We start from the raw sequence: 26,503 nt of genomic DNA, 5'->3' as shown, positions 1-26,503 counted from the left end.
ACGATGTCAGATCCCGCACCGAAGCTCTGGATCAAGATCCGTCTGGCAGGGGGTGAAATCGGCCCGGGCAAGATCACTCTGCTCAAGCGGGTGGCCGAGCATCACTCGATTGCGGCGGCGGCCCGGTCCATGGGCATGTCCTATCGACGGGCCTGGCTGCTGCTCGACGAGATCAACAAGATCTGCGGGGAGTCGCTGGTGGAGACCTTTTCGGGCGGGCATGCGCGGGGCGGTGCCCGCCTGACCCCTCTGGGCGAGAAGGTGGTCGTGCTCTTCGACCGGGCATCGGATCAGGCGGAGGCCGGTGCGGCGGAGGCCATGGCCGCGCTGCGCCAGCTGCTAAGCTCAAAGGGGGGCTGATCAGCGCCGCTTGCTGCGGGCCACCGCGGCGAGACAGGTGAGCTCGAACATCAGGTTGGCAGCATTGATGCAGGTGATGCCGCTGGGATCGAGCGATGGCACGACCTCGCAAATATCGGCGCCGACCACATTCAGGCCGGTGAGCGACCGGAGGATCATCTGCAGGTCGCGCATCATGATGCCGCCGGGCTCGGGCACGCCGGTGCCCGGTGCGTCCTTGGGGTCGAGGCCATCGATGTCGATGGTGATATAGGTCTCACCGTCGCCCACCACCCGGCGGATCTCCTGGATGATGCCGGTGCGGCCCAGCTCCTCGTACTCATCCATGCTGACCATGCGGATGCCAGCCTGATCGCCGAAGACGATGTCGTCGTCGCCATAGCGCGTGCCGCGCAGGCCGATCTGGATGATGCGCTTGGGGTCGAGCAGGCCTTCCTCGACCGCCCGGCGCACGAAGGTGGCGTGGTTGATCTTGGTGCCCATGAACACATCGAAGGTGTCCGCATGGGAGTCGATCTGAATGAGCCCCAGCGGCCGCCCTTTGGCGATGGCGCGCAGGATCGGAAGTGGAACGGTGTGGTCGCCGCCCATGGCAATGGGCCAGGCGCCGGCGGCGTGGATCCGCTCGAAGAACTGCTGGATGAGATCGACGCTGCGCTCGACGCTCAGGGGATGGGTCGGCGCGTCGCCCACGTCGCCAATGTTGCACAGCCGGTAGGGCGCCACGCTGGTGGTGGGGTTGACCTGGCGGATGAGGCGCGAGGCTTCGCGCACGCCCGATGGCCCCTGGCGCGAACCGGAGCGATAGCTGGCGCCGAGATCGAGCGGCACGCCAGCCAGGGCAATCTCCAGCGGTGGCGCAATATCGGTCCGTGCCGCGCGCATGAACGTGGCGATTTCCGCATAGCGGGGCGTTAGGGACGAGTCGATCGGCTTGAAGGCGTCGGATACGGTCATGAGCTCTCCCCTCTGAGCGCGCGGGCTGTCAGGCCCGGGCAAGCTCCTCGAGATACCAGTTGATGTAGCGCAGCTCGTTATACTCCATGGGCGCGATCGGGCCCGGCTCGAAATAGTGGGATTTCACGCCGCGCGCGGTGTGCTCGATGATCTTCTTGTCCTCTTCCGTGGTGACCTTCCACAGCCAGGTCAGCTTGTCGAGATCATAGTCCACGCCTTCGGTCGCATCCCTGCGCACGAGCCAGACGAGCTCCATGTCGCAGCGGTCGACCGATCGCGGGATGAAGCGGTAGATCATGCCGTGGTCGGCATAGCAGACGAGAAAGCTGGTGCCGCCCAGGTGGATCGACGTCACGCCGCCGTCATAGGCGGTGAAACGGCCCATGAGCGGGGCGAGCGGCTTGCCATCCTCGCTGCCGGTAGCGACGCCATCGTAAAGGGCATAGCGGAAGGTGTGGATCGCCTCCTGGCCGTTCTCTGAGGTCTGCCACTGGTCCTTGCTGATGATGTCGATGCCGAGGGCGCAGGTGCGCTGCTCCATCTTGGCGTTCAGCTCAGCGATCATTTCGGCCGGCTGCTCCAGAGCGTGCGTCTGTGAATATTCCGGGTGTGCCGGCCCGCAGTGGTAGCACTCGACGTAGTTTTCGACCGCCAGCTTCCAGTTGGCCTCCAGCTCATAGGTCTCGCGGTGGGCGACTTTGGCCTCCGCCCAGCCATATTGCCCGCAGCTGGCGCGCAGGGCCTGGGCGATGGGGTCGAAGTCGAGCGGCCTTTCCGCGAAGGAGATGAAGATCAGGCCCTCGGCGACACGCACATGGAGCTTCTTAAGCCCATGGGCGTGCCGGTCGAAATCCTTGGGCATCAACCGGGCGGCGCGCAGAGTGCCGTCATTGGCATAGGTCCAGGCGTGGTAGGGGCAGACGAACACCTTGGCGTTGCCCTTCGGCTTCGTGCAGACCTCGGCGCCACGGTGACGACACACGTTCAGCATGGCGTGGATGACTCCGTCCATGCCGCGGGTGAGGATGATCGCCTCGTTCTCGAGCTTGAACAGTTCGAAGTCACCCGGGTTGGGGATGATGCTCTCGTGGCCGAGGCAGTGCCAGTGGCGGCGGATCAGCCGTTCCATGTCGCGCTCGAAAATGGCCGGGTCCATGTAGAAGGGGCGGGCGAGACCATAGCCCGGCCTGTGCTCGGCGATGAGCCTGTCGATCCAGTCGGCTGGTTGCGACGGCTGTGTTAAGGGGAGCGCGTGCATGTGCTTCTCCAAACCTCGCTGCTCCGGCTCGCGCGAGCAGTGTTGAATTAATCTAACCACAGCCCATGGCGCGCTTGGATGAAATACGACGCATTTTGAGCATTTTACGACACCCGCTGGCGTGCGATGCCGTAACGAAACCGTGTTGCTTGCCTAAAGCACTGGAGCCGTGACAGTTTCGGTTTTGGGATTACATTCAGCACGCCGGTGCACCCATCTCGCGCTGGCTCCCGCCGCGATGGCTTCTCATCAGACACTTACGGTAGACATGTCGAACAACCTTCTTACGCCGATCAGCCTCGGCCCGCTCGAGCTCAAGAACCGCATCGCCGTCGCCCCCATGTGCCAGTACAGCGCCGTGGACGGCAATGCCACCGACTGGCACGTGGTCCATCTCGGGTCGCTGGCCTTGTCTGGGGCGGCGCTCATTACCGTGGAAGCGACGGGGGTGGAGGCGGCCGGGCGGATCACCCTGCACTGCCTTGGCCTTTATTCCGACGACAATGAAGCCGCGCTCGGTGACGTGATCGCGCGGGTGCGCAAGGTGGCGCCCGAGGCGAAGTTGGCCATCCAGCTGGCCCATGCAGGGCGCAAGGCTTCGACCCATGTGCCATGGCAGGGCGGGCATGCCTTGAGCCCGGAAGAGGGCGCTTGGACCACGTATTCCGCCTCCGCTCTGCCGTTCAGCCCCGACTGGCACACGCCCGTTGCGATGACCGAGGCCGACCTCGACCGGGTCGAGCAGGCGTTTGTGGAGGCCACCCACCGGGCCGTGCGTATCGGCTTCGACGTGATCGAACTGCATTCCGCGCATGGCTATCTCCTCCACCAGTTTTTCTCGCCCCTGAGCAATGTGCGGGAAGACGCCTATGGCGGCTCGCTGGAAAACCGCATGCGGTTTCCGCTGCGCGTGTTCGAGGCGGTGCGCAAGGCCGCGCCGGCCGGCATGGCGGTGGGCGCCCGCATCAGCGGCTCCGATTGGGTGGAGGGCGGGGCGACTCCGGCCGATGGCGCGGCTTATGCCCGGGCGCTTGAAGACCGCGGTGCCGCGTTTGTGGACGTGACCAGTGGAGGGCTCGACTCGCGCCAGGCCATCGCGATCGGCCCCAATTACCAGGTGCCGTTCGCGGCAGAAGTGAAGCGCAGTGTAAATATTCCGGTGCGGGCGGTGGGGCTGATTACTTCACCTCACCAGGCGGAAGAAATTATCACCTCCGGAAAGGCTGATTGGGTGGCGCTTGCCCGCGCGATGCTCGCCGACCCGCGCTGGCCGTGGCGCGCCGGCGAAGCATTGGGCCAACCGCTCACCTGGCCCATCCAATATGCCCGCGCCAGCGCGAAGAGCTGGCCGCGCTGGCCGGAGTGATTTCCCGGCACCACCCCTACTCAAGCGGAGCTGGCGCGGCTCGCCGAGTGGCGGTGGGGCCCCGTCGTGCGCAGTGCAGGGTCCGGCAGCCACGCTGGTCGGCTTTTCCACGCATCCGCACGAGGGGCCTTGAAAAGATCGCAAAGTTCCGCTCTTTTGCGGCGCACAATCAGCCGCCGGAAAAGTGGACCAATGCGCCTCGATAAGATTGCCATCGGAGTGAATCCGCCCAAGGAAGTGAACGTCGTCGTGGAGATCCCGCTCGGGGGTGAGCCGATCAAATATGAAATGGATAAGGAGTCCGGTGCCTTATTCGTGGATCGGTTCCTGTATACCTCGATGCGCTATCCCGGAAACTACGGCTTCATCCCCCATACGCTGTCGGATGACGGCGACCCCGTCGACGTGCTGGTTGCCAATCGCCGGTCAATCGTGCCCGGTGCGGTGCTCGCCTGCCGGCCGGTGGGCGTTTTGCACATGCGTGACGAGGCCGGGGAGGACGAGAAGATCATCGCCGTGCCGTCGCGCCGGCTGACGGCCATGTACGACAAGGTGCACAGCTACCAGGATTTACCGGATATCTTGCTGCAGCAGATCGCCCATTTCTTCGAGCACTACAAGGATCTCGAGGGTAGCAAGTGGGTCAAGGTGGTGGGCTTCGGTGACGCGGAAGAGGCCGAGGCACTGATCGCCAAGGCGATCGAAACGGCGAAGGTCACGGCGAAGGTCATCGCCTAATCCACGCTTGCTGCCGCGCGCCGGACTATCTCCTGAAGGGCATGCTCCAGGGCGGCGGTGTCGCCCTTGGCGATAACTGTCTTGAGACGCTCCTTGTGTCCTGCGGTGAGGGTGAGGTGCGACTTGGGCAGCTCGAGCGCCTTAGCCAGCACCGAGATCACGGCTGCATTGGCCTTGCCGTCTTCGGGTTGGGCATGAACCTTCACCTGCAGGGCGCAGGATGCGCCTGCGGTATCGGCGGCCTGCCAAATTCCCGTTATGCCGTCGACGGCGGCCCTCGGGGTTACGCGGACCGCGATGGCAATGCCGTTTGGGATGCGGCGGTAAGGTTTATCGGCGCCGCTCAGTAGCTCGCACCGGTGAAGATGTAGACCACCAGCCGCTCCAGGAAGAGCAGCCCGACGATCACGATCAGCGGCGAGATGTCGATGCCGCCAAGACTGGGGAGCAAGCGGCGCACGGGACCAAGCACCGGCTCCGTCAAGGCATCGATCGAATAGGCGATCTGACGAACGAAGCTGTTGCGCGGGTTCACAATGTTGAAGGCGAATAGCCAGCTCAGAATCGCGCCCGCGATAATGATCCAAATGTAAATATTGATGATCGTGATGATCAGCCACAAGAAGGGGTTCATCGTCGGTTCCAAATTTTCCCGCGACACTGCCGAGGGAGATGTAGCCCCCGTGTCCCGGGCGCGCAAGCCTCACAGCGACAAGACTTGTCGCGGGCCAGCCGCTTGACAGGGACGGGAGCGGGCGCCTAGATACCGGGCGGACCGGGGTCGTAGCTCAGTTGGGAGAGCGCGTCGTTCGCAATGACGAGGTCAGGGGTTCGATTCCCCTCGACTCCACCACCCCGCCAAGGGATGGCCGGCCGGTCTCAGTACCACTCTCAAACTGTTTCATTCTGATGCAGGGCTGCAACGGCAAGCTGCATTACCGGCGCACCCTGTAAAAGCGCTTGACCTTTCCGGATAATCCGAACATCCAGCAACGGTTGCGACGGGCTGCTCCTGACCGGCGCGCAAAAAGCGGCTCCGGCTGCAAATCAAGTCTGGGCGAGGACCATAGCCCGTCGGCCAGCGCTTCCCGGCGCTGTGCCGCCGTTACCGCTCGCGCGAGGGTAGGGCGTTCATGAAACTGCGACCCGGCACCGGGGCAATGACGGCTCTTCTCGCGTGCCTGACCGCCATGGGCCCGCTGTCGACGGACATGTATCTGCCGTCGCTGCCGACGATTGCCGATGCGTTGAGCGCCAGTGCGGCGCAGGTTCAGCTCACGCTCAGCGTCTTCCTGATCGGTTTTGCGGTGGGGCAGATTATTTACGGCCCGCTATCGGACCGATTCGGCCGCCGTCCGGTGCTGCTGAGCGGGTTGGCGCTGTTCGCCGTCACCTCGGCGGGCTGCATGCTGGCCAGCACCATCGAGCTCTTGATTCTCGCCCGCTTCGGGCAGGCGGTCTCGGCCTGCGCCGCCATCGTGATCGCGCGGGCCATTGTGCGCGACCTCTATAGCGCCGAGCAGGCCGGCCGCGTTCTCAGCCTCATGGGCGCGCTCATGGGGATCGTGCCGGCAGTGGCGCCGATCCTTGGCGGCATCATCGCCCCGATGTTGGGCTGGCGCGCGGTGTTCGCGGTCATCGCCGTGCTCGCATTGTGCACGCTTGGCGCTGTCTATTTCATGCTGCCGGAAACATTGGCGGCGAGCCGCAGGAGAGCAGCGACCCTGTCCGACATGAGCCGTTCCTTCGGCGTATTGCTCCAGAGCCCGATGTTCCGGCACTTCGTCGTCCTGGTTTGCCTCTGCTATGGCGGGCTGTTCGCGTTCATCTCGGGCGCTTCGTTCATCCTGCAGAGCTATTACGCCCTCAGCACGATCGGGTTCAGCTTCTCCTTCTCGACCGCGGTGGGCGGCTATGTGTGCGGCAGCCTTCTCGGCGCACGCTTCGGGACGCGGTTGGGCTTGAGGGCCGTGATCCGGATCGGCACGGCTTTTCTCGCTGCTGGGGGGCTGCTCATGGTGGTGCTGATCCAGATCCAGCCGGGGGTGTTCTGGCACCTGCTGCTGCCCATCACGATCTATATGGTCGGCGTCGGCTTGACCTTGCCCCAGTCGATGGCCGGGGCCATCACACCGTTTCCGGAGCGGGCGGGTGCCGCCTCCTCGCTCATGGGCTTTCTGCAGATGGCCTTCGGTGCCGTGGTCGGCGTGCTGATCGGACATACGGTGCATCTGGGCCCGATGCCCCTGGCCCTGGTCATCTCGGTGCTGGGGCTGGCCTGCGTGGTCAAGACCTTGACATATCGTCCCCTCCCGAAGTCGATGATTGTACACTGATCATTTTTGACGGATCCACGGCGGAATTAAATCCTGCTTTTCCATCTAAATAGCCGTTTTAATTTTCATCCGCGTTCGGATCATCTCTTTGCCTGGCTCTTTGCTTCTGCGGTTTGAAAAATCTTGGTTGATAACTTGTTAAATTGCCGGATATGTTTCTGCCCAGGGGGCTAGTTCTTCCAGTCAGCAAGATGAGAGAAGGAGCGGCCGAGGCCTGAGGCTGCGGTGCTCTGCATGGGGGCTTGTATGAGAGTACTGTTGGTGGGGGGGCTCATTGCGTTGGGCCCGGTTTTGGGCGGCTGTGCGTCGATCATGAACGGGACAACCCAGTCGATCGCCATTTCGTCACCTCCCGTAGTCGGCGCGGAGTGCGACCTGTCAAGTTCCCAAGGGCGCTGGAAAGTGGTCACGCCGGGCGTGGCTACGGTGGCCCGCAGCAAGGATGACATCAGGGTCGAGTGCAACGCGCCGGGCTATGAGACCGCCATTGCGGTGATCCCGTCCAGCTTCGAGGCATGGACCGCCGGCAATCTGGTGTTTGGCGGCGTCATAGGGCTCGGGGTCGATGCGGCCACCGGTGCCATCAACGAGTATCCCAACAGCTTCCAGGTGCCGATGGTGCCGGCAGGCCAGGTGCCGTCACATCCGCCGCGGACAGGCGCTCCTGTCTCGTAAGCGGCTTGCGGCAGGGATGGCGGGACCGTAAGAAGGCGGATTGTGTCAACCCGCCTTTGCGGAGCTGCCTTGATGCCGCCGCCTCCCGTCATCCTTGCGGTTGCGCCGAATGGCGCCCGTGCAGGCAAGGCCGACCATCCGCGCCTGCCAATCACCACGGAAGAGATTGTCGAAACGTGCGCGGCCTGCGTGGCGGAAGGCGCGAGCATGCTGCACGTGCATGTGCGGGATGGCTCGGGTGCCCACGTCCTCGATGCCGAGGCGGCGCGCGCGCTCGAGGCGAAGATCACGGCGGTGGTGGGCGATGCCGCGGTGGTGCAGACCACTACCGAGGCGTTCGGCCGGTATTCCGCTCGCGAGCAGATGGCCTTCCTGCAGGCTGCGCGGCCGCGGGCCGCTTCGATGGCCTGGCGAGAGATTGCCCGGCCGGAGCTGTCGGATGCGGAGCGGGCGGAGCTGTTCGCCTGGTGTGCGCGGGAGGGCGTGGCGCTCCAATATATCCTTTACGACACGGACGATGTGGCCGCCTTGAATGCCGCCATTCGCCGGGGCATCGTGCCCGAGCCACGGCCGCGGGTGCTGTACGTGGTCGGCCGCTATGCCGGCAGCGAGCCTTCGGATGCGCGCGCCCTGATCGGCTTCCTTTCGGCCGAGCTGAGGCCGGTGTCATGGATGGCCTGCGCCTTTGGCCCTTCAGGCTATGACGTGCTGTATTCCGCAGCGCTGATGGGCGGGCATGTGCGCATCGGCTTCGAAAACGGTTTCGCCTTCCCCGATGGCGGCGTCGCGCCGGACAATGCGGCGCTGGTTGCACGCCTGCGGGATGTGATGCGTCAGCTTGGCCGGACGCCTGCGACAGGTGCGCATGCCCGTTCCGTGTTGCTTTAGCGGCCACGTCTTGCATGTGCTGATGGAAGCGCTGCCGCGAGGCCCTATATGTGCGGCAGTTCTAAATCATGAGCAGAAGGGACGGTGCAATGCTCGATCCGCAGAAGTTGTTGGAGCAGTTCCTGGGTGGCAAGGGCGGCGGCCTGGCCGGACGGATTCCCGGGCTGGATCAGCTCGGCAAGTCGGGCAAGTCCGGGGGCGGATTGGGCGGGCTTGGCAGCGGCGTGCTGGCCAGCGGCGTCATCGGGCTGCTGCTCGGCTCGAAAAAGGGCCGGAAGCTTGCGTCCAACGCGCTGGTCTATGGCGGCCTCGCGGCGCTGGGCGGCATCGCCTACAAGGCCTACCAGGATTGGCAGGCGCAGCAGCGTGCTGCGCCCCAGCCGCAGCCGGCTAACGCTCCGGCCGGCGCGGACGCCACCGCCATGGCCAGGGCTGTCACCAGCGCGGAGGGCACGGGCTTTCTGCCGCCACCTTCCGATGCGGCCGCCCGAAGCGAGCTCAGCATGGCGGTACTGCGCGCCATGATCGCTGCTGCCAAGGCGGATGGGCACATTGACGCCGAGGAGCAGCAGCGGCTGTTCGGGCATATGGACACGCTGGGGTTGGGCACGGAGGAAAAGGCCTTCGTCATGGACGAGTTGCGCCGCCCCCTGAACCTGGATGCGGTTGTGGCCAGCGCCAAGTCACCGGAGCAGGCGGTGGAGATCTATGCCGCATCGCTGCTGGCCATTGATCCCGATCACCCGGCGGAGAAGGCCTATCTCGACCAGCTCGCGCGGCGCTTGCAGCTCGATCCCGGGCTGGTGGCCCACATCGAGGCCGAGATTGCTGCAGCAACCGAGCAGGCTTGACACCGACGCGAGAATCCGGGCGCATCGGCCATGTCTTTGAGGTGACGCGACGGCATGGCGCAGGGCGGCAAATACGGGTATCTCTTTGGCGACTCGCCAACCCGCAGGGATGGCACACTCAAGCCGTTCTGGACCATATTCTTCACCGCCTTCTGGCGGCTGTGGGATGATGCGGCGATTCCGCTGGCGGGGAATATCGCCTTTCGCATGATCCTGGCGATTTTCCCCTTTCTGGTGGTGCTCACCGCTATCGCCGGCTTTATCGGCGACGCCCATCTGGCATCGGCGCTGATCGACTACCTGCTCAGTGTGGCACCGCCGCAGCTGGTGGAACCGCTGGTGCCGGAGATCCGGTCCGTGCTCACCGAGCAGCGCCGCGGCGCGCTCAGCATCGGCATCCTGCTGACCATCTGGTCTGCCTCAGGCGGGGTGGACAGCGTGCGCGTCGCGCTCAACCGGGCCTATGGTCTCATCGAGCACCGTTCCGCCTTCGTTCTGTTCACACAGAATATCCTGTTCGTGATGGGTGGCGCGCTGATGATGCTCGCGGTGGCCTTTCTCGTCGTGCTGGCGCCGATCATCAAGGCGTTGCTGGTCCGCTACGTGCCCGACCTCGACCGATGGCCGCAGATCTATGACATGCTACGCTATCCCTTCGCGGTGGTGCTGCTCACCTTCGGCCTGACGATCGCACATGTGGTGCTGCCGGCCACCTGGCGGCATTTGCGCGACCTCTGGCTGGGCATCGTGTTCACCGTGGTCGTCTGGCTCGTTCTGGCGGTGGTCTACTCCATGTATCTGGCCAATTTCAGCCAGTTCGCCAGCACCTATGCCGGGCTGGCCGGCATTATCGCCGCCTTGTTCTTCATCTATCTCGGGGCGCTTGTGCTGATCTTCGGCGGGGAGCTCAACCGCATGATGCGATTGCGGCGGAAAGTGCGGGAGAAGCTTGCCGCCGAGGCGCGGCAGGCAACATGACGACCTCGCTCCTGTTTCGCTATGTGGAGGCACTGCAGGCAGGCCGACCCTGGGGCTCCCTGCTGGATGCGGGCACCGGGCCGGCGTCGGCGCGCTGGGTCAGCGGCCTCCAGACGATACGATGGACGGGCGTCACCGGCGCACCCAGCATGGTTGAGAAGGTGCAGTTGGCCGTCGGTGAGAGGCTGCGGCCGCAGGACCGTCTCGTGCTCGGCAACTGGACCGATCCGGGTCTATTGGCCGGCGAAGTCTTCGAGACGGTGCTTGCGGACTATCTGCTGGGTGCGGCTTCGCGCCCTATGCCCAGTACACGCTGTTCGAACGGCTGCGTCCCCTGGTCGGGCGCCGGCTCTATGTGATCGGCCTCGAGCCTTACGTGCCTTATCCAGCGACGACGGCGGCCGGGCAGATCGTCTGCGAGATCGGGCGATTGCGCGATGCCTGCCTGCTGCTGGCCGGCGAGCGACCGTACCGGGAATACCCTGCGGACTGGGTGGTCGCCCATCTGGAACGCGCGGGTTTCCGGGTGCTGGACGTCAAGTCCTTCAACATCCGCTATGGCGAGCGGTTCGTGAACGAGCAGCTCAACATGTGCGCCCGGCGTATCGCGCGCCTGGCGGACAGAGCGCTTGCAGGCACGCTGCAGCAGCATGTGGAGGATCTGCGCAAGCGGGCTCTGGCTTTGAATGCAACTGCGGGCGGGCTTCGCCACGGCGCCGACTATGTGGTCGCCGCCGAGGCGGCCTGAACGCCCCGATCGGGCTCCAGGCCGGAAATGCGCAATTACTGCAAGAGATCGGTGGTTTGAAGGTCGTGATGTAGGGCCGCCAGGTCCTGATGGATGTTGTCGAGATCCTTGTGGAGGTAATACAGGTCTTTATTGAGTGTATTGAAGCCGTCCGAGATCGCATCCTTCGTCACTTTGGCAGCAAAGGCTTCAGTGACGGGTTGAAGCAGCCAAGCAAGGCCGACGCCAGCACCAACGAGCAATGCTGCGCCTCCTGCGCCACCCCCTATGGCCAACAGTTTTTTCGGCAACGACCAGTTCATGACCTTCCTTCGGCTTGCTGTGAGGTATTCGCTTCAGAGCGAATGGAATTTGCTCCGGCTCCACCGCCTGCGATTCGGGTGATGAGGGTACACGCGTGTAGAGGGATGCGCAACTATCAGTTGTAATTCCGAGGGTGTCACCAACTGCCACACGCACAGCTTGCATAAGTTCTGATTTCTTCCCCACTGTTGCATCAGCACGGCGAAGAGCCTATCCAATGCGAAACATTGCCTATCGGCGGGGTGGAATCGCTCAGCAGGGGAGAATGATGGCAGCCGAGAACAGGCCTGATCTGGACATGGGTGGTGCGCTGAAGCCGGGTGGGCCGGCACGATATGCCTGCTTCGTGGGCCGGAATGCTGTCACCCTCTGGCATGTTTCGCCGGCTGAGCGGCTGCGCCGGCAGCTGCTCCGGCAGGGGATCGCCGTCACCGATTCACCCCCGGCGGCCGCGGCAGGTGAGTCGGTGCTGTTGTTCCGGTCCGATGCGGTTATGGACGATGCGGTGATCGCCGCCCTGGCGGTTGCGCCGGGAACCGCGCTGGTGCTGCCCGAGGGCCTGCCTCTTGCCCTGTGCTGCAATGGTGCCGAGGTGCCGCACGCCGCGATGCTGCTGGAAATGGAGACCTTACCCGACCGGAGCGGCTTCATCCCCGCGACCGCGGTGCAGCTGGCCGGATCGCACAACGCACAGCTGCGCAAGCGGCAGGAGGCCTATGCGGCGCAGGCGACGCCGGCGGCCGCGCCACGCATCGAACGCGACCTGTTCGACGCCTCCTACAAGGGCGTGACCGACGTGGTGACGAAATATCTTTGGCCGGACATCGCGTTTCATTGCGTACGGCTTTGCACCCGTCTCGGCGTCAGTCCGAATCAAGTCACGCTGGTGAGCTTGGCCTTCGCCGTGGCCGCTCTGGTGCTGTTCTGGCAGGGCGCGTTCCTTTCCGGCCTGGTCTGCGCCTGGCTCATGGCGTTGCTCGACACGGTGGACGGCAAGCTCGCCCGGGTGACCGCCACCTCGAGCAAATGGGGGAATATGTTCGACCATGGGGTGGACCTCATCGCTCCGCCCCTGTGGTGGCTCGCTTGGTGGGTAGGGCTTGCGGGGGCTGCGCCCGGCGGGTCGACTGCCATGTTGGCGGCGGTGCTCATCGGCCATGTGACGGGCAAGCTGGTGGAGCAGGCCTTCATCTCGACGTTCGGCCTCAAGATCCATGTGTGGCGGTCGTTCGATTCGAGGTTTCGGCTGTTCACGGCCCGGCGCAACCCGAACGTGGTCATCCTGACGGCCGTCACGCTGCTGGCCGGACCCTCAGTCGCCTATGCCGCGATGCTGGTGTGGATCTATTTGAGCCTGTCGGTGCATGTGGCGCGTTATGTCTATGCGCTCGGCGAGCACCGGAAGGGCGCCCCCATCCGCAGCTGGCTGGAAGAGGGCGCCTGAGGGGTGAGATCATGATACTGAAAATACGGGGGCCGTGCCGACTCGGGTCGGCACGGCCGCAACGGTTCAGATTTCCTCGTCGCTGCCGAAGAAGCTGTCGAAGAAGCCGCCACCTTCCTCGTCCTGATCCGCATCGGCGCTCGCGTCCTGCGCCGATTCGTCCTGTGCCGGCTCATTCCGGGAGGATGCCTCCTGGCTCGCTTGGCTAGCGGGCGCCGCTTGCGCAGGATTGCTGCCGAACATGCCGGCAATGGCGTTGCCTAGGAGCACGCCACCCGCCACACCCATGGCGGTCTGGGCAGCGCCGGCGAGGAAGCCGCCGCCCCGAGGAGCGCCTTGCGCCAACGGCGCTTGCGGCGGCATGGTGCCATAGGACGCGCCAGGTTGCGGCCCCCGGCCGACGCTGGGCACCGAGCCGGCGCCACGACCACCGCCAAACAGGCCCGACAGGAACCCGCCGGATGGCGCGGCTGCCCGCGTGTCCGCCAGCCGCCGCTCCAGATCCTCTATGCGCCTTTCGGCATCCTCAAGCGCATAGGTCTGCATGACGATGGTCTGCGCCATGTAGTAGGGCGCCGCCGGCTGCTGACGGACGAGGTTGTCGATCAGGCCCTGCGCCTCGGCATCGCGAGGGCCGGCCTGCTGCTCCACGGCGGCGAGCCTGCGGAACAGATCCTCGATGGCCGTGCGGTCTTGATTGTCCATTCTCAGCTCCTGTACTGAACGGCCAGGAAGCGGGACTATTCCCGCTCGCCCGTGAAGTTCAGCAGCAGCTGGAAGATGTTGACGAAGTTCAGATAGAGCGAGAGCGCTCCGAACACCGCCAGCTTCTGCAGGGACTCGGCACCGAAATTCTCGGCATACTGCTCCTTGATGTTCTGGGTGTCCCAAGCGGTCAAGCCGATAAAGACCAGAATGCCGATGACGGAGACCACGAACTGCAGCGCGCTCGAGCCCAGGAAGATGTTGATGATGCTCGCCAGGATGACGCCGATCAGGCCCATGATCAGGAACGAGCCGAACTTCGACAGATCACGCTTCGTGGTGTAGCCATAGAGGCTGGTTGCGCCGAACATCGCCGCGGCGATGAAGAAGGTGCGGGCGATGCTGGTGCCGGTGAACACCAGGAAGACGGAGGCCAGCGACAGGCCCATGACCGCGCAGAAGGCCCAGAAGGTCATCTGCGCCGCGGCGGCCGACATGGCGTGGATACGGAACGAGAAGAAGAAGACGAAAGCGAGCGGCGCCAGCATCACCACCCATTTGAGCGGCGTCTGGAAAATCGGCACATAAAGGGCCGGCGTGCTGCCGACGATGAAGGCCACCACCCCGGTCAGCACCAGGCCCAGGGCCATATAGTTGTAGACCCGCAGCATGTGCTGCCGCAGGCCCTCGTCAAACAAGGCGGCATCAACGCGCGGCGTCGCGGTCGGCCGGCTGAAACCATAATTCGGCGTGTTCATCTTTCCACATACTCCAGTTTCAGGGTCAATAGAGGGTCTGAGCGAGCCGCGCTGCGGCGTGCTCCAAGTCCTTGGCGTCGGTATCGGCGATCAGCACATAGGCGGTCTCGCCGATCTGCCAGTAGGCCGCCGCCTCGCCATCGCGGATGGCGGTGGCTGGAATGACGTCGAAGGTGCCCGGGCGAACGGCGAACAAGGCCAGGTCGCCAAGCTTGCTCGCTCTGATGTCAAGCTCAACGCTTGGGCCGAACGTGGCCGGCAGGACCTTGGCCTGCTGCACGGTCCAGCCCATGGGCAGCTTGGGCAGCACGATGGCGGTTGCCGCGCGGAGCTTCTCCGGGTCATAGGCCGCATCGCCAGCCGGGGACGAGGGCTGATGGTGCCGCTGCGCACGATAAGCCTGCAGCGCATCGCCCACATAGGCCGGCGCACGCGTGGACGCGTTCACCGAATTGATGGCGAGCGTTCCGAAATGGGCATGGGCAAACCAGCCGCCAGCGAGGCACAAGGCAAGCACCGCCACCCGGGCCAGCCGGGGGGCGCGATGCTGGCTGGCGATGGCTGTCTCCAGCTTGCGGGCGGCCGCGGCGGTCGTGATATCGGCTACCCGCGGCATGTCGCTCAAGGCCAGCCGCAGCTCATCCCGGGCGCGAAGATCGGCCATGACCCGGGCCGCCGCCGCAGGGGTGCGGGCGAGATAGGCCTCGACTTCGATGCGGCGCTCAACCGGCAGCTGGTCGTCCACATAGGCGTCGAAATCCGCCTCGGTGATCGGGTCAATGGGCGTCATTCTCACCTCCAACCACTCTCAGGCGACCGTCGCTGGACGCGCGCCTGCTCGGGTTCTCTTCCATGGCACGGAGCGCCGCCCGGGCCCGGCCCAGGCGCGACATGAGGGTGCCTACCGGGATGCCGAGGGTCGCCGCTGCATCCGCATAGGCGAGCCCCTCCACCGCCACCAGATGGAGCGCCGCGCGCTGTTCTTCCGGCAGCGCCATGAAATTGTTGCGCACCTGCGCCAGTCGCACCGCGTGATCCTGATCGGGTTCGACCACAGTATCGGCCATCTCCACCGCCCGAGCGTTGCGCTCCAGCTCGGAGCGCCGGGAGCGCACCCTGTCAATGAAGACATTGTGCAGGATCGCGAGCAGCCAATTCCGCAGATTGCGGTCCGGCTTAAAGCTCGACCGCTTCTCATAAGCGCGCACGAGCGCGTCGTGCACCAGTTCCTCGGCCTCGCCATCGTCGCGGGTCAACGCACGGGCATAGCGGCGAAGCGAGCCGAGCTGCCCCAACACATCAAAACGCGGCCTACCGTGCCTCATGACCCGTATACGGAACCAGACTTCCGTTTAATCCCGCTTACCGTAACAAAATCTGGCGCGTTGCCAGTGCACGCGGCGCTCGCTAGGGTGCGCTCACAACCTGAGGAAAGGCCGCCATGGCTGTGGTTTTTGTGTTGAACGGGCCCAATCTCAACCTTCTGGGCAAGCGCGAGCCCGAGATCTACGGTTACACAACTCTCGCGGAGATCGAGCATGGCTTGGTCGCAGCCGGGCAGGCCATGGGCTTGGGGGTGGACTTCCGGCAGACCAACCACGAGGGCGTACTGGTGGACTGGATCCAGGAGGCGCGCGAGAAGGCGGCCGGCATCATCATCAACCCCGCCGCCTTCACCCACACGTCGGTTGCGATCCTGGATGCGCTGAGCGCCTTTTCCGGGCCGATCGTCGAGGTGCATCTGTCGAATATCCACAAGCGGGAGCCGTTCCGGCACCACTCCTATGTGTCGCGCGTCGCCACCGGCGTGATCTGCGGGCTCGGCGGTTCTGGATATCAGCTCGCGCTGCGCTGGATGGCGGAGACACTCGCCGAGCCCGATGCCGGTGCTCACTGGTCGCCGAGATAGCGGAACAGGACGTGCTGCCACTGCTCGCTGTGCGCAATTTCGATCACCAGCGGGTCTATGCGGCTCCGCAGGGGGCTGTTCTGCTTGAGTGCCAGTGCATAGGACTGCAAGTCGAAGGTGGTGTCGAGCACCTCGACCGAGGACGAGAACTGCTGGAGCACCACCCAGGAGAGCAGCGGCTTGTCGAAGATGAAGGCATCGAGCTTCCCGTCGCGCAGCGCCGTCAGTCCTTCCGCGGCATTCGGGAAGCCTGTGAAACGGATGTCGTGGCGCTCGAGATAGTCCGCGCTGGACGAGCCGCTCACAGTGCCCACCCGGACGTGAGCGATGTCGCTGATGCTGCTCACTTGAGGCCGCTCGCTGCGGCCGAGCCAGCTCAAGGCGAGGGTCACGCCGAACGACACAAAGGAAACCAGCAGCAAGGCCGCCGCGAGTGCGCCAAGCATCCGGCCGGGCCAGGTTTGCGGCCGGATGGCCTGCTGATGCGCCGGTGCATGTGCGGCCCACCACAAGCCGTGCTCGCCACGCGGTCCGCGCAGCCGGCTGAAATGCTCAATCAGCAGCATCGCCAGGGCAACGAACAGCGCGATCACCAGCAGGCTTGCGGCAGCCTGGCCCAGCCCGAGAGCTGAAGCGGCGCGGAGAAGGGCCAGCCAGCGGGTTTGGCCATCGGTCGGAACCGCTATGCTCAGCCCCGTGACGTAATAGGGCTGGCTGAAATCGAGCATCCGCTCGCGCGCGGCCGTTATGGTGAGCGCCGCTGCGGCGACGTCGATCTCTCCCCGCGCGACGGCATCGATCAATGCTTCCAGGGTGGGGTACTCAACCAGCCGGTACTGGAGCTGCAACTCCTTCGCGAGCAGCGCCCACAGATCAATGCTGATCCCGGACCACTGGCCGCTGCGGGCCTGCATGGCAAAGGGCGGCGCCGCCATGGTGCCGACCGTGAGCGGCGCCTGCGCGGTCGCTTCGGGAGAGGGCTGGCTGCGGATCGGTGGTGCCGCGGCTGACGCAGCCAAGGCCACCACCACTGCGAAAAGCAGAAGTCCGTGCCGAACAGCCGCGGACAATGAAGCGAGGCCAAGCATCGGCGCGGAACCTATCAGGTCTCGTGCTTGGATGCTATTGCGCTGCGCTGGCCATGGCCGTGGGGTCGTAGAATTCGACGGTTATGCCGGGCCTGACAAGCTTCACCAGCTCCTCGACGTCCCAGTTGGTGAGCCTGATGCAGCCGTGGCTGTTAGTCTTATCGATCTTCGACGGTTCCGGCGTGCCGTGGATGCCGAAGGTCGGCTTGTCGAGCCCGATCCACACAGACCCGATCGGGTTGTTAGGGCCGGGAGCCAGGCGCAGCGGCTTGTCGTTCTCGCCCTGTTTGAAGTTCACCTGGGGCCGATACCAGTATTCAGCATCGACAGCGATGGCCTTGATGGCATGGATGCCGGTGGGGGAGGGGGTCGAGGTCGAGCCTATTGTGGCGGGATAGGCAACGAGCAGGCGCCCATCCGCGCCATAGCCCAGCAGCTGCTTGCGCTGCTTGTCGGCAATGAGCTGGGCCACCTTGGCGTGATAGGGCTTGCCGGTATCTGCAACGATGATCTGTTCGCCCTCGATGAAGCGAACCTCGGGGTTGAGCTGGCGCACCAGCTTCTCGTCCATGTGGAATCTCTCGGAGATGAGCTCCTGGACGCTGCGATAGGCAATGCGCGGAAGCTTGGCGAGCTCGCTGTAATCCTTGGGAATCTCGGGCGCGAAGGGGCCGGCCACGTCCTTGGCGGTCAGGGTGTAGGCGCGCAACGGTGGGGTAGGATCGAGGCTTTCGAGCCTTGCCCACAAATCGTGATCTACCTTATCGCTGAGAGGCAGGCCGAGCATCTCGCGGGCCGCGAATACCGCCTTTCTGACGTTCTCGCCCCAATAGCCATCGATCACGCCGGGGGAGGCATGTGCCCGGTCGAGCATGATCTGCAGCTTCAGCACCACAGGGTCCTGCTTGCCCGGCTTGAAGGGCCTCCCGCCGAACGGTGCGGCATTGGTGAGGGCGATAAGGTCCTCTGCAGGTATTCTGCTGTGTGACGGCGGAATTTGCGTGAGGCTGCCACTGCGCGGGGAGGGCGCTACCTGGTTTGGGTCGCGTGGGATGCTGCCGGTGATCAAACCGGTGCCCGGATCGACATGCCCTGCCGCTTCAGGGGTCTGCGCCAAGCCAGGCAGAACTGCGCTGGTGCAGAGGGCAACCGATGCTACGACACATCTGAACAGGACTCGCATGCGTTTCGACCACCAAGGGCGGGAGGCCGGGCGACAGCCCGGATTGCCTGGATTCTCCCATTCTCAGGGTTAAGAAACGGTTTGAGTTAATTTCGCTGCAATTCTGCCGCGCACTTTGCCGTGCACTGACCGACATGAGCCCTCTACGTCTCAGAAATCCTTGTAGATGCCGGTTTGCAGATAGCCGATCCGGTCCCAGAAGCTGCAGTTGGCGCCGAGATCACTGCTGGCAGTGGTTACCGGTGTGTCCAGCACCTGTGTGGCGGGGAAGCGGGGCCAGGCCGGCTTTACGCCCGAGAGATCATGGTGGGTGGCAAAAGCCGTCCAGTAGGCAATCATTTCGTCGGAGAGGGTCCGCTCCGCCGGGGTGAAGCTATGGCGCTGGGGATGCTGCTGATCGGACAACGCGTAGGGGTTACCGAAGACGAAGGGCAGCTCCGCAGTGTGGCAGGGTGCGAAGGTGCCGTCGGGCATGGCGCACCAGGGCAGGTTGGGCCACACCACATAGGAGGTGCGGTGCGTGAAGACATAGCCATAGGCCCGGTTCTTGGCGCGAGACAGCACGAACCGGCCAGCGCAGGTGAAGGTGAAATCGGTGGTCAGCCGACCGAAGGGCTCGGAATTGTCACCCGGCTGCGGCGCATAGGCCGGGTTGGCCAGCACGGCACTTGCCGCCTGGCCGTCGAACAGGAAGTCGATGGCGGCGCGGTATTGCCGTTCGGTGATCTGACGCCTGGCCTTATCGATGGCGCCGGCAAAAGCCATTCCTTCGAGGGCGTTGGTGCCTATGATCACGGGTTTGGTTATCTGCGCTTCCACCGGCTGGTGGGGAATGACTCTGCGATCGATGACCGGTGCCCATTGCAGAATATCGGTCATGCCGGTGAGCAGGCCTTCGAGTTCCACACCCGCCGAGATCTGATACTTGATCACCAGATCAACTGGAGCCTGCTGCATGCATTGCAGGTTATGGGCGGGATCGTCGGAACATCCGAGATCCCGCCGCAGCGCCGGGCCTGCGCGATTGCTCATGTCCAGTGAGCGCAGGGGCAGGCCGTAGGTGTTGCTCTGCATGATGGCGGCGTGGAACAGGGGCTGGCTGTCCGGCGCGCTCAGGTGCAGGCCGATGGAGATGGCGCCGGCGCTTTCGCCGAACAGGGTGACGTTGCCGGGATCGCCGCCGAACTGGGCGATGTTGTCCCGCACCCAGCGCAGCGCCTGCTGCTGGTCGAGAAAGCCGTAATTGCCGGTCAACCCCTCAACGCCAGACAGGAAGCCGAGCGCGCCCAGGCGGTAGTTGATGCTCACCAGCACCACGTCGCCCCTGGCGGCGATATTCTGGCCTTGGTAAAGCAAGGCTGCGCTAGTGCCTTCGACAAAGGCACCGCCGTGAATGAATACCATGACCGGGCGCCGTTCCGCCCTGTCGGGTGCCCAGATGTTGAGGCTAAGACAGTCTTCGCTTTGATTGTAGGGCGAGGCGGGGCCGCGCTTTTGCGGACAAGCCGGGCCGAACTCGGTGGCAGAGATAACGCCGGCGGCTGGCGTGGCCGGGACCGGCGGCTTCCAGCGGTTCGAGCCGGCCGGTGATTGTGCATAGGGAATACCGAGATAGGCGCGGACCGGCCCTCGCTCCGTGGCCTGACGGAAGCCGCAGACCGCCCCGCTGGTGGTCTGCACCGTCGGCGTGTTGCAGGCCGACGCCTGCGCAACCGCTTCGTCGGCTATGGTGCAGGCCAAGGCGGTATAGGCCACCAGCACCAGACCCGCACAACGCAAGGTCGGGAAAAATCGTCCGAGCCTCATTTGACGCCCCCAAGTCGCCCCGCATCTTCTCATGCGGTTGATCAATGGGCGCCATTTGGCCATCAACTCGCCGAAAATGGCAAATCGAAAGCGCGATCGTTGTAAATGGTGGCCGGAGCTAGGCGCTCCGGCTCTCAGCAGGGCTGCTAAGCCGCGCCGCGCACTTTCAGCCGGCGCCGGTCCTGCAGCGGCTGGTAGGCGATGCGCGCGTGCTTGTCGCAGTAGGGCAAACCGGCTTTCGGCGCGCAGCCGCAGAAGTGAAAAGTGTCGGTGCCGGGCTCGCCTATTGGCCAGCGGCAGGTCTTGTCACTGAGCTGAAGAATGCTCACCCCGCTGCTGGAGGAGGTGATGACCTCCCGGATCGGCTGGGGGCGTGGCGCTGGTGGCGCTTCCGCCACGATTTCAGGCTGGACCTGCAGCGCTGCCGAGCCTGCCGTGGGAAACTGGGCAATCTTTCCGGCCGGGACTTGCCGCGTCTTGGTGCGCGGCCGAGCATGCTGAGCGCGCGAGGGGGTTCCACGCCCGGAAAGGCCCAAGCGGTGGACCTTGCCGATCACGGCGTTGCGGGTCACTTCTCCGAGCTTGCTGGCGATCTGGCTGGCGCTGAGCCCTTCGGTCCAGAGCCGCTTCAGCAGGTCCACCCGTTCTTCGGTCCACATGTAAGTTCCCCGTCAAAGTTTTCGCAGAATCCTCCAGCCTCCGCCGGCTAGAGGTATACTCTAAACGCCAAACGACTATACCTTGATTGTGACTCAATATCTCGTGGTTTATGTCAAAGGACTGTACTACAGTTCGGGGCCTGGTTCAATGTAGCGGCCGTCCGAATCGGCTGGTTTTCCCCAGCGGATTCGCGCGGGGCGTGTCCAGCGATCAGTTAACGAAACGTTACGTCGCCGGTGACTCCCTCGTCCATGCGGCGGTCTGACTCAGGCGGGGCAGGGTTGACCAGTTTCGTTGACCCAGGGGCGCAAAAAGCTTATAAATGCGCCGCCGAACGGGAGTTTCAGCAACAAGTGCCGCCGCAATCCGGCGGCATTTTGATTTTTGGAGCGATGGAATGGTCTCCGCAGTTCTGCCCACCTATGCGCGCATGCCCGTGGCGTTCGAACGGGGCGAGGGTGCCTATCTCTATACGGCGGAGGGCGAACCCTATCTTGATTTCGGCGCCGGCATCGCAGTGAACGCGCTCGGGCACCGCCATCCTCATCTCGTGGAGGCCTTGAAGCGCCAAGCCGACAAGATCTGGCATACTTCGAACCTATATCAGGTGCCGGGCCAGGAAAGGCTCGCCGAGCGGCTGGTGGCGGCAAGCTTTGCGGATACCGTATTCTTTTGCAATTCGGGCGCCGAGGCGCTGGAGTGCGCCATCAAGATGGCGCGCCGGTATCATTGGGCGAAGGGCGCACCCGGGCGCTACCGCATCATCACGCTGGAAGGCGCGTTCCACGGCCGAACCCTGGCCACCATCGCCGCCGGCGGACAGAAGAAGCATCTGGAAGGCTTCGACCCGGTGGTCGACGGCTTCGACCAGGTGCCGTTCGGCCAGCTGGACGCCGTGAAGAACGCGATTGGCCCCGAAACGGCCGGCATTCTGGTCGAGCCCATTCAGGGCGAGGGCGGCCTGCGCACCTGCTCACCCGCCTTTCTGCGCGGCCTGCGCGCGCTTTGTGACGAGCACGGTATCCTGCTGCTGATGGACGAGGTGCAATGCGGCATGGGCCGGACCGGCAAGCTTTTTGCTCACGAATGGGCCGGTGTCACGCCGGATATTCTCGGCGTGGCGAAGGGGCTGGGCGGTGGCTTTCCCATCGGCGCATGCTTGGCCACGGAGCAGGCGGCCTCCGGCATGAGCGTGGGCTCGCACGGCTCGACCTTCGGCGGCAATCCGCTCGCCATGGCCGTGGCCAATGCGGTGCTGGACGTCGTGCTCGAGGAAGGGTTCCTGGAGCAGGTCCAGGACAAATCCCGCAAGCTCGCGCAGAAGCTGGCGCAGCTTCAGGACGAGCATGCCACCGTTATCGAGGCGGTGCGCGGCGACGGGCTGATGCGGGCCTTGAAGTGCAAGGTCCCGAACCAGGATCTGATCAGCGCGTGCTTCGAGGAACAGCTGCTCACCGTCGCCGGGGGCGACAACGTGGTGCGGCTGCTGCCGCCGCTCATCATCTCCGATGAGCAGATCGACGACGCGGTCGGCCGTCTTTCAAGGGCCTGCAAGACACTCGCGCAAGTCAATGGCCACCAGGCATAGGAGGGCTGCAATGGCATCTCGGCCGAGGCATTTCCTTGATATCAGGGATTTCAACCAGACGACGCTGCGCGCGCTCCTCACTCATAGCCGCGCGATGAAACAGGCGCGCAACGGGCATGGACGTGGCATGGCCGAGCCCGGGCGGCCGCTGGATGGCCGAGTGCTCGCGATGATCTTCGAGAAACCCTCGACGCGCACGCGCGTCTCGTTCGATGTGGCCATGCGCCAGCTGGGCGGCTCGACGATCGTGCTTTCGGCGGGCGACATGCAGCTTGGCCGCGGCGAGACGATTTCCGATACCGCCAAGGTGCTGTCGCGCTACGTGGATGCGATCATGATCCGCTGCAACAGCCACAGCAACCTGCTGGAACTGGCGGAGCATGCGACGGTGCCGGTGATCAATGGGCTGACCAATCTTTCGCATCCGTGCCAGGTGATGGCCGACCTGCTGACGCTGGAGGAGGTGAAAGGCACGCTTGGCAGCCAGGTGGTGGCATGGAGCGGGGATGCCAATAACGTGGCCAATTCCTGGGTGCATGCCTGCGCGCGCTTCGGTTTCGAGCTGCGGCTGGCCTGTCCCGAGGCGTTGAGCCCCGATCCGGAGCTCATTCGCTGGGCCAAGCGCGAGAATGCCCGCGTCATGGTCACCCGCGACCCGCGCGAGGCGGTGCGCGGCGCCGATTGCGTGGTGGCGGACACGTGGGTGTCCATGGGCGACAATGCGGCTGGCAACAAGCACAATCTGCTGAGCCCTTACCAGGTGAATGCCGAACTGATGGCGCAGGCGAAGCCGGATGCGGTGTTCATGCACTGCCTGCCGGCGCACCGCGGGGAAGAGGTCACGGATGATGTGATCGATGGTCCTCAGTCCGTGGTCTTTGACGAAGCGGAGAACCGCCTCCATATACAGAAAGGCATTCTGGCCTGGTGCCTTGGGGCGACCGCTCGAGGGTGACCGAGGACCGCGGACGGGGTGCCCATGGGCGCGGGCACGGGGGTGGCGGCTGGCATTGGCCTGGCCCCGCTAGGGTGGCGCGCCAGTGATCGATCGGCCTCTCGATAGTGATCGAGCGCTGCCGCGGCCGAGAGCGCCGGTGCCGCCCTGCTCTCGTCCAATGTGTTGCGCATCGCCCCTGGAGCATTGATCCGTTCGTGCTTTAGGCTTTTCCTCTTGCTGTATGCGCCTGGCTGGAAGGCGCGCCTAAAGAAGCGGACAAGGTCCGCAATGGCTAGGACATCATGACATCAGCTGATTTTTCTGCTGCAGGCGTCTATTCCATGAAGACTGGAGACGACGCCATTCTGCCGTTCGAGGTGAAGCCGCTCGGGGTGCGCGGCCGGGTGGTGCGGCTTGCGGGCGCCATCAACGAAATCGTGGGCCGGCATGACTATCCCCGCGCCGTTTCCGCATTGCTGGCCGAAGCGGTGGCGCTGACCACCATGCTCGGCTCCTCGCTGAAATTCGACGGCAAGCTGATCCTGCAGACCAAAACGGACGGACCGGTGGACATGCTGGTGGCCGATTTCGCCACGCCCGGCGAGATCCGCGCCTATGCCCATTACGACGAGGCGCGCGTGGCCGCCCTCGAGGAGGACGGAAATCCGCCCTCGCCAGACCTGCTCGGAAAGGGGCATCTGGCGCTCACCATCGACCAGGGGCGGCACATGGAGCGCTATCAGGGCATCGTGCCGCTGGACGGGGTGAGCCTGTCCGAAGCCGCCAACGTTTATTTTCAGCAATCGGAACAGCTGCCGACGGACGTTCGGCTGGCGGCAGGGCCGATCGTGGCCCGCGGCAAAGCAGGCGGCGAGCATTGGCGGGCCGGCGGCATCATGATTCAGCATCTGCCGGCGCAGGGCGATCCCTCGGCGTTGCCGGTGCATTCGGGTGACGTGCCCGAGGGCCAGGAGGAAGAGCCGCTGGAGGAGGACGAGAACTGGGTGCGTGCCCGTATCTTCCTCGCCACCGTGGAAGATCACGAGCTGCTCGATCCGACCTTGTCGCCCGAGGCTCTGCTGTTTCGGCTGTTCCACGAGGATGGGGTGACGGTTTATCCATCATCGAAAGTGCAGCGGTATTGCCAGTGCTCGCGCGAGCGGGTGGCCGAGATCGTCAGCCAGTTCAGTCCCGACGAGATCGCGGAAATGGTGGTCGATGGCAAGATTTCCGCAACGTGCGAGTTCTGCTCGACCGTGTACGAGTTCGAATCGGAGGAGCTGAAGAAGGACAGCTAAAGGCGAAGCCGTGTGCGTCTCGCCCTCACCTTGCATTCCCGTGCACCGATGGCGATCTTGTGCTGAGGTTCAGGATAGAAGCGCCCGCCGCCGGGCCGGTGTGACGCGAGGGTCTGCGATGCTTCCCATCTCCATTCTCGATCTTGCGCATGTGCCGGAAGGCTCGACGCCGGCGGATGCCCTACGGAACACGCTGGACCTTGCGCGCAACGCCGAACGGCTCGGCTATGAGCGTTTCTGGCTGGCCGAGCATCATAACATGATCGGTATTGCGAGCGCCGCCACGTCGGTGGTGATCGGCTATGTGGCGGGCGGCACCAGCACGATCCGGGTGGGGGCGGGTGGCATCATGTTGCCGAATCACTCGCCCCTGGTGATTGCCGAGCAGTTCGGGACGCTCGCGACGCTTTATCCCGGTCGCATCGACCTGGGGCTCGGACGAGCGCCGGGCACAGACCAGCGCACGCTGCGTGCCTTGCGGCGGGATCCGAACAGCGCCGACAGTTTTCCCCAAGACGTGCTGGAGCTGCAGGCGCTGCTCGGGCCGCTGCAGCCGGGGCAGGTGGTGCAAGCCGTGCCGGGAACCGACACCAATGTGCCCCTATGGATCCTCGGCTCGAGCCTGTTCGGTGCGCAGCTTGCGGCCATGCTGGGCCTTCCTTATGGCTTTGCCTCCCACTTCGCGCCCGAGGCTTTGATGCAGGCGGTGGCGGTCTACCGCGCCCGCTTTCAGCCGTCGCAGCAATGCGCCAAGTCCTATGTGATGGCCGGGGTGAATGTGATCGCCGCCGATACAGATGCGGAGGCGCGCCGGCTGTTCACGTCGGTGCAGCAGACCTTCACCAATATGTTCCGCGGCACGCGCGGCAGGCTGCCCGCGCCGATCGACGATATCGAGACCTATTGGAGCCCGATGGAGAAGGTGCAGGCCTCGGCCATGCTCGCCTGCTCGTTCGTCGGCGACGCCGAGACGGTTCGCGAGCGGTTGCAGGCTTTCATCGATCGGACCGGCGCTGACGAGCTCATGGTGGCTGCCGCCATCCATGATCATGGAGCGCGTGTGCGGTCTTACGAAATCCTCGCGGAGGTGCGCCGGCAGCTGCGCCCGGCCGAGGCGCGCGCGGTGGGATAAGCGGGATGTCGGAGGTCTGTGTTCCGGCGTGAGCCGCTGTCGTTTTCAGGCAGCAGCGGCAATATGCCAGAGAACGCCGGCTGGATCCCAAAGATAGGCAACCCGCATTCCCCAGGGTTCCAGCTTGGGCGGACGCGGGGGGCGAACCGCAAAATTCTCGGCCAGATTCAGCGAGGCGATGTGCTGCCACCACTCGTCGAGTTCGCTCACGACAAGCTGCATCATGCAGTTCTCAGCAAAATCCTTGGTGTAGAAATCCTGCAAGAGAAACGAGGGGGCGCTTTTGGTCGCGCCCAGCTGAACATGGGCGATCCTCTCGCCGCGCAACGTGACGGTAAAGCCCAGAGCCGCGTAGAACCGCTGACTTTCGCGGAAGTCCTTGGCAGGCAGGAACGGCCGCATGGCGACGGCACTCGCGCTCAAACCTTCAGCGGCCACGTCTGTACCTCCGCCATCTTGCGGTCATGAGCTCGCGGATGTCGGCTCGCACCTTAATTGCGTTTGTGCTCGACTTCCGCGACTTGGGTCGAAGTGGGC

31 protein-coding genes and 1 tRNA gene (1 of these 32 cut by a window edge) are annotated in these 26,503 nt (G+C 64.4%); 17 read left to right on the top strand and 15 right to left on the bottom strand.

Annotated features, from left to right (window positions below):
* Positions 1-3: 3 nt before the first annotated feature.
* On the top strand, positions 4-360 hold the full coding sequence (locus E4P09_RS03940; protein ID WP_137388249.1) for a winged helix-turn-helix domain-containing protein: 357 nt from the start codon (positions 4-6) through the stop codon (positions 358-360).
* Here the strand turns inward: E4P09_RS03940 and speB are convergent, their stop codons facing one another.
* Entirely contained in the window at positions 361-1,317 is a 957-nt protein-coding gene (speB, locus tag E4P09_RS03935) for an agmatinase (protein ID WP_137388248.1), read from the bottom strand. It abuts the gene before it with no gap.
* Positions 1,318-1,345: 28 nt separating this feature from the next.
* Positions 1,346-2,575, bottom strand: a complete 1,230-nt coding sequence (locus E4P09_RS03930; protein ID WP_137388247.1) for an aromatic ring-hydroxylating oxygenase subunit alpha — start codon at positions 2,573-2,575, stop codon at positions 1,346-1,348.
* Positions 2,576-2,843: 268 nt separating this feature from the next.
* On the opposite strand from E4P09_RS03930, the gene E4P09_RS03925 reads away from it, so the two are divergent.
* The gene (locus E4P09_RS03925; protein WP_137388246.1) at positions 2,844-3,941 is read left to right on the top strand and encodes an NADH:flavin oxidoreductase/NADH oxidase; all 1,098 of its coding nucleotides are present in this window, start codon (positions 2,844-2,846) and stop codon (positions 3,939-3,941) included.
* Between the two features lie 192 nt (positions 3,942-4,133).
* Positions 4,134-4,679, top strand: a complete 546-nt coding sequence (gene ppa / locus E4P09_RS03920; RefSeq protein ID WP_137388245.1) for an inorganic diphosphatase — start codon at positions 4,134-4,136, stop codon at positions 4,677-4,679.
* Here the strand turns inward: ppa and E4P09_RS03915 are convergent.
* Together E4P09_RS03915 and E4P09_RS03910 are read right to left on the bottom strand one after the other, a co-directional pair.
* Complete coding sequence (locus E4P09_RS03915) at positions 4,676-4,978, bottom strand: DUF167 domain-containing protein (protein ID WP_275406454.1); 303 nt, start codon at positions 4,976-4,978, stop codon at positions 4,676-4,678. The two genes, ppa and E4P09_RS03915, sit on opposite strands and share 4 nt — an antisense overlap.
* A gap of 44 nt (positions 4,979-5,022) precedes the next feature.
* Positions 5,023-5,313, bottom strand: a complete 291-nt coding sequence (locus E4P09_RS03910) for a YggT family protein (protein WP_137388244.1) — start codon at positions 5,311-5,313, stop codon at positions 5,023-5,025.
* 143 nt (positions 5,314-5,456) lie between these two features.
* Between E4P09_RS03910 and E4P09_RS03905 the strand changes: the two genes are divergently transcribed.
* The 8 genes from E4P09_RS03905 to E4P09_RS26175 all read left to right on the top strand — a co-directional run bounded on the left by E4P09_RS03905 (position 5,457) and on the right by E4P09_RS26175 (position 11,155).
* Positions 5,457-5,532 (top strand) — tRNA-Ala (locus E4P09_RS03905).
* Between the two features lie 280 nt (positions 5,533-5,812).
* The gene (locus tag E4P09_RS03900) at positions 5,813-7,015 is read left to right on the top strand and encodes a multidrug effflux MFS transporter (RefSeq protein ID WP_137388243.1); all 1,203 of its coding nucleotides are present in this window, start codon (positions 5,813-5,815) and stop codon (positions 7,013-7,015) included.
* Between the two features lie 312 nt (positions 7,016-7,327).
* Positions 7,328-7,690, top strand: coding sequence for a hypothetical protein (locus tag E4P09_RS03895; protein ID WP_137388242.1), 363 nt, complete (start codon positions 7,328-7,330; stop codon positions 7,688-7,690).
* Between the two features lie 72 nt (positions 7,691-7,762).
* Positions 7,763-8,578: a beta-keto acid cleavage family enzyme gene (locus E4P09_RS03890; RefSeq protein ID WP_137388241.1), complete on the top strand. Its 816-nt coding sequence runs from the start codon at positions 7,763-7,765 to the stop codon at positions 8,576-8,578.
* A gap of 68 nt (positions 8,579-8,646) precedes the next feature.
* Positions 8,647-9,429 (top strand): tellurite resistance TerB family protein, encoded by a 783-nt coding sequence (locus tag E4P09_RS03885; protein ID WP_239025014.1) that lies wholly within the window; start codon positions 8,647-8,649, stop codon positions 9,427-9,429.
* 54 nt (positions 9,430-9,483) lie between these two features.
* Complete coding sequence (locus E4P09_RS03880; protein WP_137388240.1) at positions 9,484-10,407, top strand: YihY/virulence factor BrkB family protein; 924 nt, start codon at positions 9,484-9,486, stop codon at positions 10,405-10,407.
* Entirely contained in the window at positions 10,404-10,766 is a 363-nt protein-coding gene (locus tag E4P09_RS26180) for a hypothetical protein (protein WP_205042003.1), read from the top strand. The genes E4P09_RS03880 and E4P09_RS26180 overlap by 4 nt, the downstream gene beginning before the upstream one ends.
* A gap of 17 nt (positions 10,767-10,783) precedes the next feature.
* Positions 10,784-11,155 carry a hypothetical protein gene (locus tag E4P09_RS26175; RefSeq protein ID WP_205042002.1) on the top strand — a complete coding sequence of 124 codons (372 nt, stop codon included), beginning with the start codon at positions 10,784-10,786 and terminating at the stop codon, positions 11,153-11,155.
* 35 nt (positions 11,156-11,190) lie between these two features.
* Here the strand turns inward: E4P09_RS26175 and E4P09_RS03870 are convergent, their stop codons facing one another.
* Entirely contained in the window at positions 11,191-11,457 is a 267-nt protein-coding gene (locus E4P09_RS03870; RefSeq protein WP_137388239.1) for a hypothetical protein, read from the bottom strand.
* 266 nt (positions 11,458-11,723) lie between these two features.
* Here E4P09_RS03870 and E4P09_RS03865 point away from each other — a divergent pair, with 266 nt between their 5' ends.
* On the top strand, positions 11,724-12,902 hold the full coding sequence (locus E4P09_RS03865) for a CDP-alcohol phosphatidyltransferase family protein (RefSeq protein ID WP_170984219.1): 1,179 nt from the start codon (positions 11,724-11,726) through the stop codon (positions 12,900-12,902).
* Between the two features lie 66 nt (positions 12,903-12,968).
* On the opposite strand, the gene E4P09_RS03860 is transcribed toward E4P09_RS03865, so the two are convergent.
* From E4P09_RS03860 to E4P09_RS03845, 4 genes are read right to left on the bottom strand one after another with little or no spacing between them, the layout of a single operon-like run.
* Positions 12,969-13,607, bottom strand: a complete 639-nt coding sequence (locus E4P09_RS03860) for a DUF2076 domain-containing protein (RefSeq protein ID WP_137388237.1) — start codon at positions 13,605-13,607, stop codon at positions 12,969-12,971.
* A gap of 35 nt (positions 13,608-13,642) precedes the next feature.
* On the bottom strand, positions 13,643-14,365 hold the full coding sequence (locus tag E4P09_RS03855; protein ID WP_137388236.1) for a Bax inhibitor-1/YccA family protein: 723 nt from the start codon (positions 14,363-14,365) through the stop codon (positions 13,643-13,645).
* Positions 14,366-14,390: 25 nt separating this feature from the next.
* A complete protein-coding gene (locus E4P09_RS03850; protein WP_137388235.1) occupies positions 14,391-15,155 on the bottom strand; it encodes an anti-sigma factor family protein in 765 nt (254 codons plus the stop codon).
* Positions 15,142-15,690: a sigma-70 family RNA polymerase sigma factor gene (locus E4P09_RS03845; RefSeq protein WP_137388234.1), complete on the bottom strand. Its 549-nt coding sequence runs from the start codon at positions 15,688-15,690 to the stop codon at positions 15,142-15,144. Before E4P09_RS03845 ends, E4P09_RS03850 begins: the two co-directional genes overlap by 14 nt.
* Positions 15,691-15,806: 116 nt before the next feature.
* Here E4P09_RS03845 and aroQ point away from each other — a divergent pair, with 116 nt between their 5' ends.
* Positions 15,807-16,274 carry a type II 3-dehydroquinate dehydratase gene (gene aroQ, locus E4P09_RS03840; protein WP_137388233.1) on the top strand — a complete coding sequence of 156 codons (468 nt, stop codon included), beginning with the start codon at positions 15,807-15,809 and terminating at the stop codon, positions 16,272-16,274.
* On the opposite strand, the gene E4P09_RS03835 is transcribed toward aroQ, so the two are convergent.
* The 4 genes from E4P09_RS03835 to E4P09_RS03820 all read right to left on the bottom strand — a co-directional run bounded on the left by E4P09_RS03835 (position 16,256) and on the right by E4P09_RS03820 (position 21,010).
* The gene (locus tag E4P09_RS03835) at positions 16,256-17,293 is read right to left on the bottom strand and encodes a transporter substrate-binding domain-containing protein (RefSeq protein WP_170984218.1); all 1,038 of its coding nucleotides are present in this window, start codon (positions 17,291-17,293) and stop codon (positions 16,256-16,258) included. The genes aroQ and E4P09_RS03835 overlap by 19 nt on opposite strands.
* A 103-nt stretch (positions 17,294-17,396) precedes the next feature.
* Positions 17,397-18,479, bottom strand: a complete 1,083-nt coding sequence (locus E4P09_RS03830) for a L,D-transpeptidase family protein (protein ID WP_170984217.1) — start codon at positions 18,477-18,479, stop codon at positions 17,397-17,399.
* Positions 18,480-18,695: 216 nt separating this feature from the next.
* A complete protein-coding gene (locus E4P09_RS03825; RefSeq protein ID WP_170984216.1) occupies positions 18,696-20,351 on the bottom strand; it encodes a carboxylesterase/lipase family protein in 1,656 nt (551 codons plus the stop codon).
* A gap of 146 nt (positions 20,352-20,497) precedes the next feature.
* Positions 20,498-21,010, bottom strand: a complete 513-nt coding sequence (locus tag E4P09_RS03820; protein ID WP_137388229.1) for a GcrA family cell cycle regulator — start codon at positions 21,008-21,010, stop codon at positions 20,498-20,500.
* Between the two features lie 398 nt (positions 21,011-21,408).
* On the opposite strand from E4P09_RS03820, the gene E4P09_RS03815 reads away from it, so the two are divergent.
* The 4 genes from E4P09_RS03815 (at position 21,409) to E4P09_RS03800 (ending at position 25,966) form a co-directional block, all read left to right on the top strand.
* On the top strand, positions 21,409-22,599 hold the full coding sequence (locus E4P09_RS03815; RefSeq protein WP_137388228.1) for an aspartate aminotransferase family protein: 1,191 nt from the start codon (positions 21,409-21,411) through the stop codon (positions 22,597-22,599).
* A gap of 10 nt (positions 22,600-22,609) precedes the next feature.
* Positions 22,610-23,554, top strand: coding sequence for an ornithine carbamoyltransferase (argF, locus tag E4P09_RS03810; RefSeq protein WP_137388227.1), 945 nt, complete (start codon positions 22,610-22,612; stop codon positions 23,552-23,554).
* A 284-nt stretch (positions 23,555-23,838) separates the two neighbouring features.
* A complete protein-coding gene (locus tag E4P09_RS03805; protein WP_239025013.1) occupies positions 23,839-24,834 on the top strand; it encodes an Hsp33 family molecular chaperone in 996 nt (331 codons plus the stop codon).
* A 118-nt stretch (positions 24,835-24,952) separates the two neighbouring features.
* Positions 24,953-25,966, top strand: a complete 1,014-nt coding sequence (locus E4P09_RS03800; protein ID WP_137388225.1) for an LLM class flavin-dependent oxidoreductase — start codon at positions 24,953-24,955, stop codon at positions 25,964-25,966.
* A gap of 45 nt (positions 25,967-26,011) precedes the next feature.
* Here E4P09_RS03800 and E4P09_RS03795 read toward each other — a convergent pair whose 3' ends face one another.
* Together E4P09_RS03795 and E4P09_RS03790 are read right to left on the bottom strand one after the other, a co-directional pair.
* On the bottom strand, positions 26,012-26,404 hold the full coding sequence (locus E4P09_RS03795; protein WP_205042001.1) for a VOC family protein: 393 nt from the start codon (positions 26,402-26,404) through the stop codon (positions 26,012-26,014).
* A gap of 53 nt (positions 26,405-26,457) precedes the next feature.
* Positions 26,458-26,503: the 3' portion of a peptidoglycan DD-metalloendopeptidase family protein gene (locus E4P09_RS03790; RefSeq protein WP_137388224.1), read on the bottom strand. It continues 1,703 nt past the right edge of the window; only the last 46 of its 1,749 coding nucleotides appear in the window; its start codon lies off the right edge, out of view — the gene reads right to left on this strand; it ends in the stop codon at positions 26,458-26,460.

Origin of the sequence: Rhodoligotrophos defluvii, from assembly GCF_005281615.1 — a bacterium.
GTDB classification, from domain to species: Bacteria; Pseudomonadota; Alphaproteobacteria; order Rhizobiales; family Im1; genus Rhodoligotrophos; species Rhodoligotrophos defluvii.
Note: the sequence above shows the minus strand (reverse complement) of the source record. Positions and strands in the feature narration are given on the sequence as shown.